The sequence below is a fragment of the Tessaracoccus caeni genome, assembly GCF_029211185.1.
GTDB classification, from domain to species: Bacteria; Actinomycetota; Actinomycetes; order Propionibacteriales; family Propionibacteriaceae; genus Arachnia; species Arachnia caeni.
On record NZ_JARGDO010000006.1, the window covers coordinates 152580 to 169954 of the forward strand.

Consider the following 17375-nt stretch of genomic DNA (forward strand, 5'->3'; position numbering starts at 1 on the left):
GTCACGCCTCCTTCGCCATCACGACCGTGATCTGATCGGTCGCGGCGAGGCGCGCCAAGGACTCGGCCACTTCGGAGCGAAGCCGAACGTCGAACACGTAGGTCTCGTCGTCGTTGATCGTGGTGGGCAGGGTGACCACGATGGCGTCCGCACGCGTCTCATCAGCCAGGCTCACCAGCGTCACGCGGGTGCCCGGCGGCATGGTGGTGACGGGGATCCGACCAAGCGGCAGCCTCAGGCCGAGCAGCACCTCGCCGTCGGGGAGTGAACGCGTGCCGACATGATCGAGACGAGGGAAGGAGCCCTGCGGCAGATCACTCAGCGCCTGCTGTCCGATGAGCGCTTCTACGTCGGAGGGAGGCACGGCTCCGGCGGCGAGAAGGGCGGGAACCTCCACGGTGGTGAGGCTCTCCTGTTGCAGGGTCTCGCCGCGCGACACATCCGTCGCCATGGCGAGCACCGGCACCCGATCGTTGTTCGAGGTGAAAAGCGCCGCTGCGCCCAGCGCGCCCAACGCCACGGCGAGCACCCCCAGTGCGATCAGCTTGGGGCTTCGGCGCGCTCGCAGTTGCACGCCGGCCGGGCGTCGAGATGCCCCCGCGCCGTCGTCGGATGGCGTGTCCTTCAGCATCGTGGGTCACCTCCTTCGTGGGCTTGGGGCCAAAATCTAGGGGCTGGAGCGGCTCATTTGTAGAGGCGAGCCTGGAGCTGTGGATAACTTCGCGGTTGGTGCGGGGTCGCGCGGTAACCCTCTCGCGGTATGAATGACCTAGTCAGATGACGATTGAAGGTCGCTGTTCAGTCCTCGGGGACTGGCGATGAAAAAGTCCCGCTCAAGGGTCACTTTGCGGTTTTCGCGTCTCTACAAGGGCCGAGTGTGCGTTACTCATCGAGAATGTGACGAACTGCTTTGACGACTTGGGAGAGGGTCTCGGCGGTGAAGTGCAGCACGGTCCAGCCCGCCATTCGCAAGGCCACATCGCGTTCACGATCCCGGATGAAACTGGCTCTGTCGCCGTGGAACTGCCAGCCGTCGAACTCGAGTGCGAGCCGGCGTCCAGGAAAGGCCGCGTCGAGAAAATAGGTGTTGCCGCTGACTCGCACGCGGTAGTTCGCTCGCCATCCGCTGATCCCAGCCTTGTGCAGCAGGTGATGTGCCTGCCGCTCCAACGCGGACCATGGTTCGTCGGCCGAGTCGCGGAGATAGCGCGCGACCACGGTGTTCAAGCGGCGGCCCGGCATGAGCGAGTGCGCCCATCGAAGCGACGAGATGGTGACCACCCGACGCCTCAGCGCCTCGTCGATGGCGGACGGCCCGGTGATGCGGGCCAAGTCGAGGGTGCTCGCCGAGGGATGCTGCACCCTCAGGTGCGCCCTCGTGATCACGAGCTCCGGGGGTATGCGCCTTCGCTCGAGGGATACACCCGGTACGTCTCGTCTGAGCTGGCGTGTGACGGCAGCGTGGACAACGTCGTGTGGAAGCTCGGGCCACCAGGTCAACTTCGCAGCTGCGCCGCCGACCAGCACCGCGTCGGGATCCCACTCGAAGAGCGCTTCAGTCAAGAGATCGAAGCTCGTCTCGCGCGCGTAGGTGCCGGGGAAGAGCGGTACCAGCCGCCCGGTTCGGATGGCGTGATTGATGGATCCCGCGAGATGACGGTGCTTTCGGCGACTGAGGACGGGAGCGTGTTCGAGGGCTAGGTCGATTTCGGTGGGCATGATTCCTAGCTCAGCCGGTGCGGCCTTGGGATGGAAGGAGGATGTCATACCCTGTGGATAACTCGGCGACGATGAGAAACGCACTCCCGCCGCTCTCAGGGGAGCGAAAATCGTAAACTCGCGATCGAGTGTGCGCTTCTCGTCGCGGACTCTGTTCGCAGGCCCGATAGATTGGGCGCACCCGACGTAGAGGAGAAACAGATGTTGCGGGTTGGCATCGTGGGAACCAACTTCATCAGCGACTGGTTCGTCGCCGCGGCCCGGCGCACCAATGGGCGGATCGCTCCTTTCGCGGTGTACTCGCGCACCGACGAGGGCGCCCAGGCGTTCGCCCGGCAGCACGGCCTGCAGCGCGCGTTCTCCAACTACGACGAGATGCTGGCCGAGGTGGATGTGGTCTACATCGCCAGCCCCACCGTCGCGCACTATTCCCAGGCCTTGGCGGCCATCGAGGCGGGGCGCCATGTGATGGTGGAGAAGACCATGACCGCCTCGGCCGCCGAAGCCGAGGATCTCTTCGCCGCCGCCGCGCGCCAGGGCGTCGTGCTCATGGAGGCGACGCGACATCTGCACACGCCGACGCACCGCTTCATCCGCGACGTGCTCGAGCGTTTGGGGGCGCTGCGCTACGCGCACATCGAGAAGCTCCAGTACTCGTCGCGTTACGACCGCTTCCGCGCGGGAGAGGCAATCAACGCCTTCGACCCCGGCCTCGGCAACTCGTCTCTTGCCGACATCGGCGTCTACTGCCTCCAGCCCGCCCTCGACTTCTTCGGCGTGCCGCTCGACCACACCGGACACAGCGTCCGGCTCGCCAACGGCTTCGAAGCGGCCGGCAGCATCCAGCTCAACTACGGTTCGATGATCGCCGATGTGGTCTATTCCAAGATTGTCATGGGGGTCGGCCCCAGCACCATCATCGGCGAGGACGCCACCCTCGCCATCAACGACCTGGCCGAGCCCACCCACATCGTGCTGCTGGAGCGAAAAGGCAAGTCACAGGTGCTTTTGGACATCGACGACGTCAAGCCCGTGGACACCATGCACCACGAACTGATGGCTTTTGCGGATCAGGTTGAGGCCGGCGCGATCGTGGCCAGATGGAAGAACCTCACCATCGCTTCCCGGCGCATCATGGACGAGCACCTGGCTCGGGTCTAGAGATACCGCCTACCGGCGGCATCTCTTCGTCGGGCTCAGTGACCGGGGCCCTTGGGCGGCCGCATGGCCAGCGCCATGTTGATCGCGACGATGCCCGCCCAGATCATCAGCATGCCTGGGAGGCCCGCGAAGCTGCCCGCGATGGCGGTGAGCGGGATGGCCATCACCAACGAGACGATCGCCACGGTGACGCGCTGTGCGTTGGAGGTGCCCTGCAGGTTGCGCTCATTGACGCGGCTGGCCACCTCGGCCTCGTAGCGACGACGAACCGTCGCCTCCACCTTCGCAGCCAGCGAGTCGACGAGCCCGGGCTCGATGCTCGGGCCCATCTCCTTGCGCACCTCCAAGGCTGCTTCCAGTTCAGTGCGGGACAGCTCGTCGTTCATGACGCACAGCCTACCTACCTGCGGAACCGCTTACGTGTGCGTACTTTCTGCTCATGTTGCCGTAAACCTTGACCAACGCCTTTTGTGTTAGCACAATGGTTCTCTGAAGGAGCCGGGGGATGTGTTATGAACGGTGATGTACGCAGGAGTGAGCGGCGGTGGACGCGTCGCACACCACAAGGCCAGAGGGGCCTCCAATGATTCCGCTCAAGGTCGACTCGAATGGGCGCTACCCGCCGTTTGAACAGCTGCGTCGCCAGCTGGTCGATCAGATCGTGAGCAGAAAGCTGCCGTCGGGCACGAAACTCCCGCCGGTGCGCCGGCTGGCTGCGGATCTCGGTCTCGCGCCCAACACGGTGGCTCGCACCTACCGGGAACTCGAGGCGGAGGGCTATCTGATCACTCAGGGACGCAACGGCACCACCGTCGCCCCGGTGGCGGCACCGAGCGACAGGGTGCAGTACCAGGCCGACGAACTCACCAAGGAGTACGTGGCCCGCATGGGAGAACTCGGTTTCGGCCCCGATTCGATCTTCATGGCGGTGCGCCGACAGCTGGACTGATCCCCGTCGACGGGCAGTAGTCTCGGCCCATGGCAGCAGGGTGGCAGTTCTGGATCGATCGCGGCGGCACGTTCACCGACATCGTCGCTCGACGACCCGACGGGTCTCTGCTCGCCCATAAGGTGCTCTCCGAAGACACCGCCACCCCTCCCCGGTATCGCGACGCCGCCGTCCAAGGCATCCGAGAGTTGCTGGGCCTGGCACCCACCGATCCCATTCCGGGCGAGCGGATCGACGTGGTGCGGATGGGCACCACCGTCGCCACCAATGCGCTGCTGGAGCGCAAAGGCGAGCCGACGGCGCTGGTGATCACCCGCGGTTTCGCCGACGCGTTGCGCGTCGGCTACCAGAACCGGCCGCGCTTGTTCGACCGGCGCATCGTGCTGCCAAGCATGTTGTATGAGCGCGTGATCGAGGTCGACGAGCGGGTCATGGTCGACGGCGCCGTCCTCGCCGCGCCAGACTTGCAGTCCTTGGTCGAGCCGCTGCGCGAAGCGCGCGCCGACGGCGTCGGTGCGGTCGCCGTCGTATGTCTGCATGGCTATCGCTATCCGGAACACGAGCGTCGGATCGGGGAGCTCGCACGAGAACTCGGATTCGCGCAGGTGTCGCTGTCGAGCGAGGTGAGTCCGCTGATAAAGGTGGTTTCCCGCGGCGACACGACGGTCGTCGATGCCTACCTCTCGCCGGTCCTGCGACGCTACGTCGAGCAGGTGGGCGACGAGCTTCCCGGCGTGAAGCTGCTGTTCATGCAGTCGCACGGCGGACTCACGGAGGCGCGCCACTTCAGAGGCAAGGACGCCGTCCTCTCCGGCCCGGCGGGTGGCATCGTCGGCATGGTGCGGATGTCGCAGCGGGCCGGGTTCTCCCGCGTGATCGGGTTCGACATGGGAGGCACCTCCACCGACGTCTCTCACTACGCCGGGGTCTTCGAGCGCGTCTTCGACAGTGAAGTGGCCGGGGTCCGGCTCCGGGCACCGATGCTCGACATCCATACCGTCGCGGCGGGCGGCGGATCGGTGCTGCACTTCGACGGTGCCCGCTATCGGGTGGGGCCGGACTCGGCCGGCGCCATGCCAGGCCCGGCGTGCTACCGGCACGGCGGCCCGCTCACGGTCACCGACGCCAACGTGATGCTCGGCAGGATCCAGCCCGATCACTTTCCCGCCGTGTTCGGCCCCGACGGCGACCAGGGCCTCGACGCGGGCGTGGTTCGCGCCGGTTTTGAGGAGCTGGCGCGCGAGATCGCCCAGGCCACCGGCGACGACCGCACGCCCGAGGACGTGGCCGCGGGGTTCCTGCGCATCGCCGTCACCAACATGGCCAACGCGGTGAAGCGGATCTCCGTCGCCAAGGGGCACGACATCACCGCGTATGCGCTCACCACTTTCGGCGGCGCCGGCGGTCAGCACGCGTGCGCCGTCGCGGACGCCCTCGGAATGCGTACGGTGCTGGTGCCTCCGATGGCCGGGGTGCTGTCGGCTCTTGGCATGGGGCTCGCCGACGTCACAGCCATGCGGGAGCAGTCGGTGGAGGAACGGCTGACCGACGGCCTCATGCCCGGCCTCGCGGATGCGGCGAGCCGGCTCGAAGAAGCAGCGCGTTCGGAGCTTCGTGACGAGGACGTTCCCGACGAGCGGATCGTCACGATCCGTCGCGCCCACCTCCGCTATGACGGCACTGATACGCCGGTGCCCGTCGCGTTGGCCGATCCCCAGACGATGCGCGCTGAGTTCGAGGCGGCCCATCGTCGTCTGTACTCCTTCTTGCTGGACAAGCCCCTGGTGGTGGAGGCCGTCTCCGTGGAGGTCGTCGGGCGGAGCGAGGAGCCGGCCATCGCCGGCATTGCCGAGCCTGCGCCTGACTCCGCCGCCGATGGGGCGACAATCGTGTCGATGTACGTCTCCGGGTGCTGGCGGGACGTCCCCCTGCATCGGAGGGGTGCCCTGGTGCCCGGCTCCGTCGTGGTAGGCCCCGCCCTCATCGCGGAGGCCAACGCGACCACGATCGTCGACGACGGCTGGAGCGCGACAGCCGGCGGACTCGGCGAGCTGCGCCTGGATCGCGTTGCCACCCGGGCGGACGAGATGGGGATCGACGCGGCCGGCGACGCCGATCCGGTCATGCTCGAGATCTTCAACAATCTCTTCATGGCGGTGGCCGAGCAGATGGGGACGAGGCTGGAGCAGACGTCGCAGTCGGTCAACATCAAGGAGCGCCTCGACTTCTCGTGTGCGCTGTTCGACGCGGGTGGTCAACTGATCGCCAACGCGCCGCACATTCCGGTCCACCTCGGCTCGATGGGGACGAGCGTACGCGAGGTGATCTCTCGTCGAGCAGGACGGATCCGCCCGGGCGACGCGTATGCGGTCAACGATCCGTATCACGGCGGCACCCACCTGCCTGACATCACGGTGATCAGTCCGGTGTTCGACGCGGCAGGCAGCCAGCTGCTGTTCTGGGTGGCCTCGCGCGGCCACCACGCAGAGATCGGCGGCATCACCCCGGGCTCCATGCCCGCGCGCTCCACGTCGGTGGAGCAGGAAGGCGTCTTGTTCGACGCCTGGCTGCTCGTCGAGGACGGGAGGTTCCGCGAGAGCGAGACCAGGGAACTGCTCACGTCCGGCCAGTATCCGTCGCGCAACCCCGACGGCAACCTCGCGGATCTTCGCGCCCAGGTGGCGGCGAATGCTCGGGGCGCGGAGGAGGTCGCCGCGATGATCGCGCACTTCGGGCTCGACGTGGTGCAGGCCTACATGCGTCACGTGCAGGACAACGCGGAGGAGGCGGTGCGTCGGGTCATCGACCGGCTCGACGACGGCGAGCACTCCTACGAGACCGATTCCGGGGCCGTGATCCGGGTGCAGGTGCGCGTCGATCGGGCTGCCCGCTCGGCGACGCTCGACTTCACGGGCACCTCGCCTCAGCTGGCCACCAATCTGAACGCGCCAGCAGCGGTCACCACGGCGGCCGTCCTCTACGTGTTCCGCACCCTCGTCGACGACGACATCCCGCTCAACGACGGCTGCCTGCGTCCGCTGAGGATCGTCCTTCCTGAGAGCTCGATGCTGTCGCCGCGGCACCCGGCTGCCGTGGTGGGAGGCAACGTCGAGACGTCGCAGGCGGTGACCGGCGCGCTGTATGCCGCGCTCGGGGTGCAGGCCGAGGGGGCCGGCACCATGAACAACGTGTCGTTCGGCAACGCCGACTATCAGTACTACGAGACCCTCGGCTCCGGATCAGGTGCCGGGCCTGGCTATGACGGCGCCTCCGTGGTGCAGACTCACATGACCAACTCCCGGCTCACCGACCCCGAGGTGCTGGAGTCGCGCTATCCGCTGCTGTTGGAGTCCTACGCGATCCGTCGCGACAGCGGGGGTGAGGGGCGCTGGCGCGGAGGCGACGGTGGTGTGCGCCGGCTGCGCTTCCTCGAGCCCATGACCGTGAGCATGCTGTCAGGTCATCGGCGCGTGCCGCCCTACGGCATGGCCGGAGGGTTGCCCGGTGCGCTCGGCCGCAACAGCGTCGAGCGCGCCGACGGCACCCTCACCCCGCTGGCCGGCAACGACATCGCGGAGGTGGGTGTCGGTGACGTGCTCGTCGTCGAAACCCCAGGTGGAGGCGGTTACGGACAACACGCTCTTTGAGGTGCGAAGGCTCAGGGCGAGGAACGAGCCCCAGGCCGAAGCCTCGACGGTCAGGGCGAGGGCGAAGCGCTGATGACGCTCTTTGAGGTGCGAAGGCTCAGGGCGAGGAACGAGCCCCAGGCCGAAGCCTCGAAAAGACCCCGCGCGAGAATCGCCAGGAACCCGTTGTAGTCGGGTTGTTCGGCGGTCTGCTCTTTTCGAGGCTCGCTTCGCTCGCACCTCAAAGAGCGTGATGGGAACTCAGTAGGCGGCCAGGATGTCGACGACGAAGATCAGGGTGGAGTCGCCCGGGATCGTTTCGCCGCTGCCGTCGGGGCCGTAGCCGAGGTCGGAGGGGACCACCAGCAGCAGCCGGCTGCCGACCTTCTGACCGACGACGCCCTGATCCCATCCCTCGATGACGCCGCCGGCGCCCGCCTGGAAGGAGAACACGTTGTCGGGAGCTTCGCGATCCCACGAGGAGTCGAACTGCGTTCCGTCGGTGAGCCAGCCGGTGTACTTCACCATCACGGTCTGCCCGGCTTCGACGACGTCCCCTTCGCCCTCGATGAGGGGCTGAACGATGAGCTCCTCAGGATCCTTGAAGGATGACGGGACCGAGACCGCCGGCTTGCCATCCTTGAACTCGATACCAGGCAGCGCGTCGTCCGACGGCTTCACCTCCGTGCCCTCCGCCGACTCCAGAACCTTCTGGGTGTCCGTGACGGTCAGCACGTAGAGGTAGCCGTTCAGAGCCTCCCCGGTGTAGCTCTCCTCGGCGGCGACCCCGGGCTGGCCCCAGAGCAGCCTGCTGCCGACGGTGGCGCCGTCGAGCGCTGCGGGGAGCGCCTCGCCGAAGGTGTCGGCGGACAGGGTGTAGGTCTCCGGGGCGTCGGCGTCAGGGGTGGTGCCCCACGTCGAGTACATCTTCTCTCCGGTGACCATGTCGCACACCAGGTAGTTGAAGCTGATGAGGTTGCCGTCGGCGATGGCGTCGCCGCTGCCCTTGTCGGTGATCTGGATGACCTCGGAGGTCACGGCGAGTGGCGCCTCGAAGGCGACGGTGGGAGCTGTCGAGGCGTCGTTGCTGAGGGTGGCCGTGCCGAGCGCCTCCTTCGATGCGGCCTCGTCTACCGCGGGGGCGGCATCAGATGCCTCGCCGACGGTGACGTCGCAGGTTCCACCCGTCTCAGGCGCAGCGGCGGGATCTGTTGCGGCATCGCTCGGTGAGGCGGAGACCGAAGACTCAGTGGAGGCGTTCTCCGGGGTGCCCGGGGTGCAGCCCGCGAGAAGGAGTGTGGTCGAGACGCCGAGCGTGGCGACGAGACGGGTGGGCAGAGTCATGCGAGGGGTGTCCTTGAAGGTCGGTGAATGCACCCGGGCGGTGAGCCCGGGGGTAGCGGTCGCCGACCACGATACCCAGCCTTCCTGTGATGAACGTATGAACCGGGTCGGCACTGTACCGTTGGCCCATGCTCCACGAGGTGGCCGAGCCCGGTCCTGTGCTCGACGGGGTGGTGACCCGCTTGTGGGCCATCGATATGCCTCGCCAGTGCAAGGTGGAGCGGATACTGCCGATGGCTTCCGTGGAGATCATCGTGAATCTGTCGGATCCTTATCGCCTACTGGGGCCCCGCGAGCCGGCTGAGGGGAGTCCGACGCCGCGGGTGTTCTGTACCGGCTTGCGCCGGGAACTCGTCCATTTCGAGAACCCTGAGCGGATCCGCCACATCTGCGTCCAGCTTCCCCTGTTCGGTGCTACTCGGTTCGGCCTGCCGCCGGTGCTGTCCGTGCAGGCAATCGGGGGCGGGCTCGGTGAGCGGCTGAACGCCCTCGGCGAGATGCTCGCGGGCGACGACGAGGTGGTGCTCGAGCGTGCGCTTCAGCTGGTGAGGGATGTACTCGAGGAGCACGTGCTGCCGGAGTCTGTCGCGCAAGAGACGGTGCGCCGCGCCACCGAACGACTCGCCCGCGACCCCGCGCATCCGCTGGGCGCATTGGCGGGTGATCTCGGCGTCAGCCATAAGACCTTGATCGGCCGATTCCGTCAGGTTCTCGGAGTGCTTCCGTCCGATGTGGCTCGACTGTTGCTGCTCGATCGTCTGCTCAGTCAGGTTCCTCCCACCGGAGAGTCGCCGACCTGGGCCGAACTTGCCGCGACTGGCGGTTTTGCCGACCAGTCGCACTTCATCCGGACCTTCAAGAAGTTCGTGTGCATGACTCCAGGGGAGTACCTCGCCTCGCTGCGTGCGTCGGGCTATGGCGATCAGCACTTCCTTGGCTCCGAGTCCTAGTAGTGCGGCCTGACGACAAGGTAAACCAGGTACAAGCCTGCGCCGTCGTGATGGCGACACAATGACCTCGAGGTGCCCGGACTTCTGCGGGAACACGGTGAGGGAGGCTCGATGGACGTCGACAAGGCGATAGCAACGCAGCTCAGCAATATCGTTGCCGGCACCGGCACGTCGCTGGACGAATGGGTGGCGCGCATCGACGAGCGCCGGGCCACAGGCGAGCGCCACGGAGCCTTGGTGGCCTGGCTGAAGTCCGAGCATGGCCTTACTCATGGCAACGCCAACACCTTGGTGCACGCTGCTGCCAAGGCCAGTGCTCCGGCGCCGGACCTTGTGGAGGCCCAGTACGCGGGGGTCAAAGCTGGCTTGAGACCCGTCTATGACCGGCTCGTCGAGGTGGCCGTGACGCTTGGGGCGGACGTGGAGGTTGCTCCGAAGAAGACGTGTGTCTCGCTGCGTCGGACCAAGCAGTTCGCGGTGTTGACGCCGTCGACGCGGACGAGGCTTGATCTGGGGCTTGTCTTGAAGGGTGTTCAGCCCGAAGGTCGGCTTCTCGCGATGTCGGGAATGTGCACCCACAAGATCGCGCTGGCGAGCGTCGACGAAGTGGACGACGAGGTTCTCCGCTGGCTCCGGGAGGCCTACGAACGCTCCTAGCGCAGGTTCCGGCAACGCCTATTCCCTGTCCGTAGGCGAGGCGAAGGTCGGGATCCTTCAGCTTGGTCAGGAGAACGATGTTGTGGCCCCACGGCAGTTGGGCAACAGGCTGTTGCACAAATGTCTCTGACGGCCAGGCAATGGCAAAGGCCCTCATGTATTTGAGGTTTCTTGAGGAGAAGCCACCGAGATCTGGGAAGGCACGGCGAAGGTCGTGGGACAGGCGTTCGACAACCTTCGCGCCCCACCCATGCTTCTTCTGTCGGGCCAGGATGTCCCTGCCGACCTGCCAGTACAGGCGCAGCATTTCGGTGTTGACCGCCAGCGCCGCGCGTTGCTGCGCACTGTTGATCCGAGCCTTGAGCTCGATGAGCCACTCGCCGTAGCCTTCCGGTGGATCCGCGAGCGCAGGTGCCGTCTGGTTCATGTCTGTCCTCTTCTCTTGTGTTGAGGCTAGAGGGCCCATCTGACAACCCGACTGAGTTTTCCACAGGTGTGCGGAGTAGGGTCTGGCTAGGGGTAAGAGAGGTGGCCAGACAATGCGCGTGGACGATGGGAACCCGACGGCGATCGCGGTTCGGCATGTGCCGTTCGAGGATCTGGGGATCTTCGATTCGCTGCTGGTGGGCCGTGGCTACGGTGTCTCCTATCTCGATGCCGGTATCGATCCGCTTGGGCCCGAGTCGCTGCTGAGTGCCGACCTCGTCGTGGTGCTCGGCGGTCCGATCGGCGTCTATGAGACGGAGAGCTACCCCTTCCTTGTGGACGAGAAGCGGGCCATTGCCGCTCGGCTGGCGTCGGGACGGCCGACGCTCGGCGTCTGCCTCGGTGCGCAGTTGATCGCCGACGTTCTGGGAGCTGATGTGATGCCGACGGGGCGCAAGGAGATTGGCTACGCCCCGCTCACCCTGACTGACGACGGTCGCGCGTCGGTGCTTGCTCCGCTGGACGGGCTGCCGGTGCTGCACTGGCACGGTGACCAGTTCGCGATCCCTGATGGCGCCGCCCGTCTGGCGGAGACCCCGGGGTTCCCGAATCAGGCTTTCGCGTTGGGAAATACGGTGCTCGGTCTGCAGTTTCATCTTGAGGCCGATCCCGCCCAACTCGAGCGCTGGCTCGTCGGCCATGCCCACGAACTCGCCACCGCTGGCATCGACCCTCGCCAGATCCGGGAAGACGCGGCCACCCACGGTGCTGCGCTCGTCGACGCGGCGAAGCAGGTCTTCGAGGCCTGGTTGGACGAGGCTTAGCGGCGGAACAGGCGCCAGATGCGGGCGCTGAGCAGCCACACGACCACGACGGCGATGAGCCAGATCCAGGAGAATCCGCCGAAGTTCGCGGAGACTTCCGACGCTGTGTTCGTCGCTTCGACGCGGATGCCGAGCGCGTTTCCGGTGGCGGTGCCGCCGCCGGTGCCCTGGAGCGCGTCGAGCATTCCCAAGACGTAGATCATCAGCGCGTACAGGCCGAGGCCGAAGGCAACGGTTGCGCCGATCGCGCCGGCCACCCAGTTGGGGCCCCGTCGGGGCTCCTCGTCCAGGTAGGAGCGGGCCAGTGAGCGTGCGGTGCCCAGCTCGGCGATCGCCTCGGGCATCCCGTTCACCGTCGCTGCTTCCGCGAGGTTGAGTTTCAGGTCGTTCAGGATCGTGCGACGCCGGCTTCTCGGCAGCGTCGACATCCAGAGGTCGACGTCTTGGAGGTAGGACCAGCGGCGCCACCTGTCGGTAAGGCTCAGCTGTGCATTCATGACTTCTTCTCCCTTATGTCTTCTGTGTGATGGTGGCGACGACGCCGCCCAGTTCTGCCCAGGCGAGCACGCCGTTGCGGTAGCGCTCCATTCCGGAGGCTGTGGGTTGGTAGTACTTGCGGGCGGGCCCTGACTTCGAGGCCTGCAATCGTGAGGACAGGTCGCCCTCGCGCTCCAGCCTGCTCAGCACCGGGTAGACCGTGCTCGGCGCGATGTCGTGCAGGCCCGCTTCGCGGAGCCGTGTCACCAGCTCGTAGCCGTAGCTCTCGTTCTGTGCGAGCAGTCCGATCACGAGGATGGGCAGGACTCCCTTGAGGAGCTGGGGGTCGCGTTCTTCGGTGGCCATGCATCTAGATTAGGCCAGCTACTATGCATAATCAACTACCAAGCTATGACGAATAGTTTGGGGTTGCGGAAGGGGAGGTCGGGGGCGCCCGGCTACCGCTCGCTTGCGGGTGTGCCGACTCGACATGAGTTGACGCACTCGGCGAGGCGTCGTCGCTCAGTCGGATCTCCGTGAGGGTGGTGTGCCGACCGGGCGTCAGCTGATGTTCTCGGCGAGTCCGATGAGAATGCCTTCGGGGCCGCGGACGTAGCAGAGGCGATAGACGTTCTCGTACTGCACGACCTCGCTGCTGACCAGCTGGACTCCATGTGACGCGAGCTTTGCGAGAGTGTCGTCGAGGTCGTCGACCTCGAACATCACCCGCAGGTAACCCAGCGCGTTCACTGGAGCGGTGCGGTGGTCCTCCACTACCGCGGGGGAGAGGAAGCGGGAGAGTTCGAGCTTGCCGTGGCCATCGGGTGTGCGCATCATCGCTATCTCGACGTGCTGGTCTCCCAGGCCGGTGACCCGCCCCGCCCACGGACCCTCGATCGTGGCGCGTCCTTCGAGTTCCAGACCGAGAGCGACGAAGAAGTCGATCGCCGCGTCGAGATCCTCGACGACGATGCCCATGTTGTCCATCCTGATTGCCATGCCGCGATCCTAAGCTCTCTCACGCTCTTTGAGGTGCGGAGGCGTCGGGCGAGAAACGAGCCCCAGCGCCGTAGCCTCGAAAAGAGCGTGAGTGTCGCGGTGGTCAGGGGCGGTCGAGGCGGTAGCCGATGCCGCGGACCGTGCGGATCAGCGTCGGCCTCGACGGTGTCGGCTCGACTTTGGCGCGGAGCCGCTGCACCACGGCGTCCACCAAACGGGAGTCGCCTGAGTAGCCGTATCCCCAGACGCGCTGCAGCAACTGGTGCCGGCTCAGCACCTGCCCCGTGTGTTCTGCCAGTTCCAGGAGCAGGCGCAGTTCGGTGGGCGTGAGGGCGACGGGCTCGCTGCCTCGGGTCACGATCATCGCCGTTGGATTGATCAGCAGATCACCGAAGGCGAGCAGATCCTCGTCGTCCCGTGGGGCGGCGCGACGCAGCACGGCCTTGATCCGCGCGTCCAGCACGCGGGGTTCAACTGGCTTCGCGACGTAGTCGTCGGCGCCGCATTCCAGGCCAGCGACGATGTCTATCGGATCTGAGCGGGCCGTCAGCATGATGATCGGCAGCAGCGAGACGGCACGCACGCGGCGCGCGGTCTCGAAGCCGTCGATGCCGGGCATCATCACGTCCAGCAGCATCACGTCGAAGGGCTGCTGGGCCATCGTGGCGAGCCCGGTCTCCCCGTCGCAGGCCCACTCGACCTGGTGCCTCAGCGAACTGAGCGCCAGCCTCAAGGCCTCAGCCACCCCGGGGTCGTCCTCCACCAGGAGCAGCGCGCTCATTCCTCGGCCCAGCGATAGTAGAAACCGCGACCCCGGCCGGTCGGTGTTGATGGGGTGAGCAGGCCCTCGTTAGCGAGGGCTTTCAGGGTGCTTCCGACGTTTGTGGCGCTCGCACCTACGAGGGAGCCGAGTTCGGTGCTGCTGATCCGACCACGGGCCTGCGCGTAGGACAGGGCGATCTCGGTTCTGTTCGGGAGAACGCGGGTGCGACCTGTGTTGGCATCTATGGCCAGCAAGCTGTGCAGCGCGTCGATGCCAAGTCTCCATGCGGGAGCGGCGGCTTCCGGCGTCCCCTCAATGGCGGTGAGCAGGGCGTGGCCGTTGATGGTCGCTGCGGCCAGCTTGAGAATCGCACCGCGCGTCTCTTCGATGGGGAGTTGAATGAGTGGGATCGCTTGTTGCGCGTCGACCCAACCAACGGTGATGAGGTGACGGAGGAGAAGCAGAGAAGACACGTCCGTAGACTCCGTTGCGGGCTCGATACCGCCGAGCCATGCGATCCATGGTTCGTCGAGAGTCTCGCCGACGAGTGAAGTGCGGACGAAGGGGCCGTTGATCTCACGGATCACCGGCGGCTGGTGACCGAGCCGGATCATCTCCCGCACCATGCGATCGACGCCGATGCCTTCGCGCTCAGCCACCCGCAGGTCGGCGAGCAACTGGGTGAGCGCCGGATTCCGCGACTGGGATGGATGGGTGATGATGTTGGACTCATTCACACCCCCGAAGAATCCCCCAGGGCTGGTGACTCGTAGCGTGCGACCGATGTGCTCGACAACGGTGGGTTCGAGTACTCCCCACTCGCGGTGCGCTACTCCATTGACCACTGCCTCGCGAGCGGCGAGGGCCGGGATGTCTCGCACCTGTCCCATGACAAGCCCGGCCTGCACGTGCCTGGAGGCGTTGTGGGCATCCATCGTCAGGAACACTTCGGCAAGTTCTTCCAGCAGGGAACGGTCCGGGCGACGGACGCGAGCGGTGCTGTCTCCTCCTGCGAGATCGCGGTGGATGTAGTCGAGGCAGGGCGTCGAACGGCCCACGAAAGCAAGGGCTCCCGCGTTGGTGAGCGTCCCGTCTTCGGTGACGACATTCAAGCGACGCAGCAGTTGGGCGTCTGTGGTCGTGGTCAGTTCTTCGGACGACGAGTCGTGGGCACCGAGGAGGAAGTCGCGAGCCACCGCGAGTGCCTGGGGTCGCGCCGCTGTGGCGGGCAGATGCGAGCGGTCGTTGGACCAGTCGTAGTTGAGCAGGTGCATCCGATTGGCGTGCCACGTGGCGGCATCAACCTCGACGCACTTGTCATCCACTCGCCAGCAGATCCTGCCGTTGATCCGTATGGGCTCTACGGCGCTGGGCGAGATGATGATCAATAGCCTGATCCCGCAGACAACCGCTTCGGCGATGTCGACGGTGAGCAGGCGGTTGGTCAGCTCGAAGATCCGGTGGCGCAACCATTCGGTGCGAAGCTGGGTGCCGATCAGCGTCCCATCGTCGGCGACGCCCACGATGAGCGCGCCGCCGCCCGGTGTGTTGGACATGCAGGCAGCTTCCGCAGCCAGCTGCTGCGCCGCCTGTTCGTTGATCTGGTTGCCGGGAAGAATCTCGGCGCGACGGCGGCGACCGGCCTCTTCCTTGAGGTCGACGTGCTGACGTTCATAGGTTCGGTCAATCACCGTCCCTGCCTCCATGAGGGCCAGGAGCCGCTCGACCTCGGCTCGGATGGGGTCAATCCCGAAAGTTATGCCCATGCGTCCATGGTGACACATGACCATAATTATCGAGCAAGTTAATTATGGTTCGTCGGTGTTTGGGGTAACGGCCATAGTTTTTCTGTGATCAGTTTGGCGTTGGCGGCACTGAGGGGTCGTCTGCGGGCAGGACGAGCTGGAAGGTGGTTCCGTCAGCCGCCAGGGTGAGGGCGCCGCCGAGGAGGTGGGCGTTCTCTCTGGCGATGGCCAGGCCGAGTCCCGACGAGGTGCCGTGGCGGGCCTCGTCGCCTCGGACGAAGCGGTCGAAGACGCGGTCCCGCAGATCGTCGGGCACGCCGGGGCCGTCATCGTGGACGTCGACGGAGACGGCGTACTCGCGGTGGGTGAGTGTGATGGTGATGGGCGGCTTGCCGTGTTGGATCGCGTTGGTGACGAGGTTGCGCAGGATTGCTTGGAGTCGGACGGGGTCGGTGGTGAGCCACAGCTCGGAGGGGCCGGAGTAGGTGACCTCGGCCGGGATCTCTGTCAGTAGCTCGGTGATGAGGTCGACGACGTCGATCCGGTTCGTGACGAGCGTCGCGCGCCCGGCATCCATGCGGCTGACCTCCAGCAGGTCTTCGGTCAGGCCCGCGAGTCGGCGCAGCTGAGGGGCCACCAGGGCGGCCACCGCTGCTTGGGTGCTGGGGGTTTCCAGGGCTTCGGCCGACGCGAGGAGCGCGGTGGTGGGCGTGCGTAGTTCATGGGCGACATCGGAGACGAAGCGACGCTGAGTCTCGTTCGCACGCTCCAACTCCTCGATTTTTCCCGTGAGGCGGTTGGCCATGGTGTTGATGGCGCGCGACATGGCGGCCACGTCGTCGTATCCGCGGATAGGGATGCGTACGGAAAGATCCCCGGCGGCGACGGCCCGGGCCATGGCCCCCGCCTCGGTGACGGGCGTGATCACACCGCGCGCGACCCAACGCGCAAGAAGCGCAGCGGCCGCGATGACGCCGGCCGAGATGAGCAGCAGGGTGCGACGCAGCTCGGGAGCGGGGTCGTCGTAGTCCTCATACGGGAGATAGAGCGCTCGCATCAGGAACCAGGGCTTTCCGGGCACATCGTCGACGTGCGGTTGAGTCAAGGCATAGGCCGTCAGGTAGTCGCCGCACGATCCGATCCACCATGTGGTGGTGTCGGCGCCTTGATGGCCTGGCCACCATTCGGGGTGAAGGCACTCGGGGTGTGTCTGATAGATCCGTTCTTCAAAGCTCCCCACGCCGGTGGTAATCGCGAGCGCGGGGTCTGGCGGGTCGCTTTGGCTGTCCAGTGGGATGAGGAGCCCTTCGCCGTAGTCGCTGCCGAGGGTCGAGTCCCAGCCTGTTTCCCAGAGCTCGGTGTCCGTTGTGGCGTTGGGGTTGATCTCGAGCGCCGCCCGCAGCCGATCGGCGTCGCCGCTGATCGCGTCCTTAAGCCGTTGTTCCTGGTTCTCCCGATGATTCGTCGCCGCCCAGAGGGTGGTGGTGATCGTGAGCACCGCGCAGGCGAGGGCAACGGTGACCACCATCGCCAGCGCTGTGCGTCCGCGCAGCCCCGGCTTCCTGAGCCTGCCTCGCCACCTGCTCCGCCACGCGTTCATCGACGAACACCTCCTTGGTGCTCAGCCTGGCAGAGAAATGTCCGGGTTTTGTCACAGAACGACAAGAGTCCATCTCCAAACGACTGGCCACCCGACGGAAGTAGCTCCTCCTTTAGGTCGGTAGGCCTTTCGGCC

At 66.1% G+C, this 17375-nt stretch carries 16 protein-coding genes and 1 pseudogene; 6 read left to right on the forward strand and 11 right to left on the reverse strand.

What is annotated here, in order from left to right:
• Position 1: 1 nt before the first annotated feature.
• Together P0D62_RS07440 and P0D62_RS07445 are read right to left on the reverse strand one after the other, a co-directional pair.
• Positions 2 to 631, reverse strand: coding sequence for an SAF domain-containing protein (locus P0D62_RS07440; RefSeq protein WP_275701997.1), 630 nt, complete (start codon positions 629 to 631; stop codon positions 2 to 4).
• Between the two features lie 251 nt (positions 632 to 882).
• Positions 883 to 1719 (reverse strand): endonuclease domain-containing protein, encoded by an 837-nt coding sequence (locus P0D62_RS07445; protein ID WP_275701998.1) that lies wholly within the window; start codon positions 1717 to 1719, stop codon positions 883 to 885.
• A gap of 201 nt (positions 1720 to 1920) precedes the next feature.
• Here P0D62_RS07445 and P0D62_RS07450 point away from each other — a divergent pair, with 201 nt between their 5' ends.
• Positions 1921 to 2880: a Gfo/Idh/MocA family protein gene (locus P0D62_RS07450; protein WP_275701999.1), complete on the forward strand. Its 960-nt coding sequence runs from the start codon at positions 1921 to 1923 to the stop codon at positions 2878 to 2880.
• A gap of 35 nt (positions 2881 to 2915) precedes the next feature.
• Here the strand turns inward: P0D62_RS07450 and P0D62_RS07455 are convergent, their stop codons facing one another.
• Complete coding sequence (locus P0D62_RS07455; protein ID WP_275702000.1) at positions 2916 to 3266, reverse strand: hypothetical protein; 351 nt, start codon at positions 3264 to 3266, stop codon at positions 2916 to 2918.
• Between the two features lie 197 nt (positions 3267 to 3463).
• Between P0D62_RS07455 and P0D62_RS07460 the strand changes: the two genes are divergently transcribed.
• Together P0D62_RS07460 and P0D62_RS07465 are read left to right on the forward strand one after the other, a co-directional pair.
• A complete protein-coding gene (locus P0D62_RS07460; RefSeq protein ID WP_275702001.1) occupies positions 3464 to 3829 on the forward strand; it encodes a GntR family transcriptional regulator in 366 nt (121 codons plus the stop codon).
• A gap of 29 nt (positions 3830 to 3858) precedes the next feature.
• Positions 3859 to 7476, forward strand: a complete 3618-nt coding sequence (locus P0D62_RS07465) for a hydantoinase B/oxoprolinase family protein (protein ID WP_275702002.1) — start codon at positions 3859 to 3861, stop codon at positions 7474 to 7476.
• Between the two features lie 240 nt (positions 7477 to 7716).
• Here the strand turns inward: P0D62_RS07465 and P0D62_RS07470 are convergent, their stop codons facing one another.
• A complete protein-coding gene (locus P0D62_RS07470; protein WP_275702003.1) occupies positions 7717 to 8799 on the reverse strand; it encodes an FKBP-type peptidyl-prolyl cis-trans isomerase in 1083 nt (360 codons plus the stop codon).
• Positions 8800 to 8927: 128 nt separating this feature from the next.
• Between P0D62_RS07470 and P0D62_RS07475 the strand changes: the two genes are divergently transcribed.
• Complete coding sequence (locus tag P0D62_RS07475) at positions 8928 to 9749, forward strand: helix-turn-helix domain-containing protein (protein WP_275702004.1); 822 nt, start codon at positions 8928 to 8930, stop codon at positions 9747 to 9749.
• Between the two features lie 111 nt (positions 9750 to 9860).
• Positions 9861 to 10406: a DUF4287 domain-containing protein gene (locus P0D62_RS07480; RefSeq protein ID WP_275702005.1), complete on the forward strand. Its 546-nt coding sequence runs from the start codon at positions 9861 to 9863 to the stop codon at positions 10404 to 10406.
• Positions 10407 to 10449: 43 nt separating this feature from the next.
• Here the strand turns inward: P0D62_RS07480 and P0D62_RS19160 are convergent.
• Positions 10450 to 10872: pseudogene (locus tag P0D62_RS19160) on the reverse strand (DUF1016 N-terminal domain-containing protein); the annotation flags it as partial.
• A 73-nt stretch (positions 10873 to 10945) separates the two neighbouring features.
• On the opposite strand from P0D62_RS19160, the gene P0D62_RS07485 reads away from it, so the two are divergent.
• Positions 10946 to 11656, forward strand: a complete 711-nt coding sequence (locus P0D62_RS07485; protein ID WP_275702006.1) for a glutamine amidotransferase — start codon at positions 10946 to 10948, stop codon at positions 11654 to 11656.
• Here P0D62_RS07485 and P0D62_RS07490 read toward each other — a convergent pair.
• From P0D62_RS07490 to P0D62_RS07515, 6 genes are all read right to left on the reverse strand, one after another.
• Positions 11653 to 12153 (reverse strand): HAAS signaling domain-containing protein, encoded by a 501-nt coding sequence (locus P0D62_RS07490; protein WP_275702007.1) that lies wholly within the window; start codon positions 12151 to 12153, stop codon positions 11653 to 11655. The two genes, P0D62_RS07485 and P0D62_RS07490, sit on opposite strands and share 4 nt — an antisense overlap.
• 13 nt (positions 12154 to 12166) lie before the next feature.
• On the reverse strand, positions 12167 to 12499 hold the full coding sequence (locus P0D62_RS07495; RefSeq protein ID WP_275702008.1) for a PadR family transcriptional regulator: 333 nt from the start codon (positions 12497 to 12499) through the stop codon (positions 12167 to 12169).
• A gap of 195 nt (positions 12500 to 12694) precedes the next feature.
• A complete protein-coding gene (locus P0D62_RS07500) occupies positions 12695 to 13132 on the reverse strand; it encodes a VOC family protein (protein WP_275702009.1) in 438 nt (145 codons plus the stop codon).
• 103 nt (positions 13133 to 13235) lie between these two features.
• Positions 13236 to 13913, reverse strand: coding sequence for a response regulator transcription factor (locus P0D62_RS07505; RefSeq protein WP_275702010.1), 678 nt, complete (start codon positions 13911 to 13913; stop codon positions 13236 to 13238).
• Complete coding sequence (locus P0D62_RS07510) at positions 13910 to 15661, reverse strand: ATP-binding protein (RefSeq protein ID WP_275702011.1); 1752 nt, start codon at positions 15659 to 15661, stop codon at positions 13910 to 13912. The genes P0D62_RS07505 and P0D62_RS07510 overlap by 4 nt, the downstream gene beginning before the upstream one ends.
• Positions 15662 to 15749: 88 nt before the next feature.
• Positions 15750 to 17240, reverse strand: coding sequence for a sensor histidine kinase (locus P0D62_RS07515; protein WP_275702012.1), 1491 nt, complete (start codon positions 17238 to 17240; stop codon positions 15750 to 15752).
• Positions 17241 to 17375: the final 135 nt, after the last annotated feature.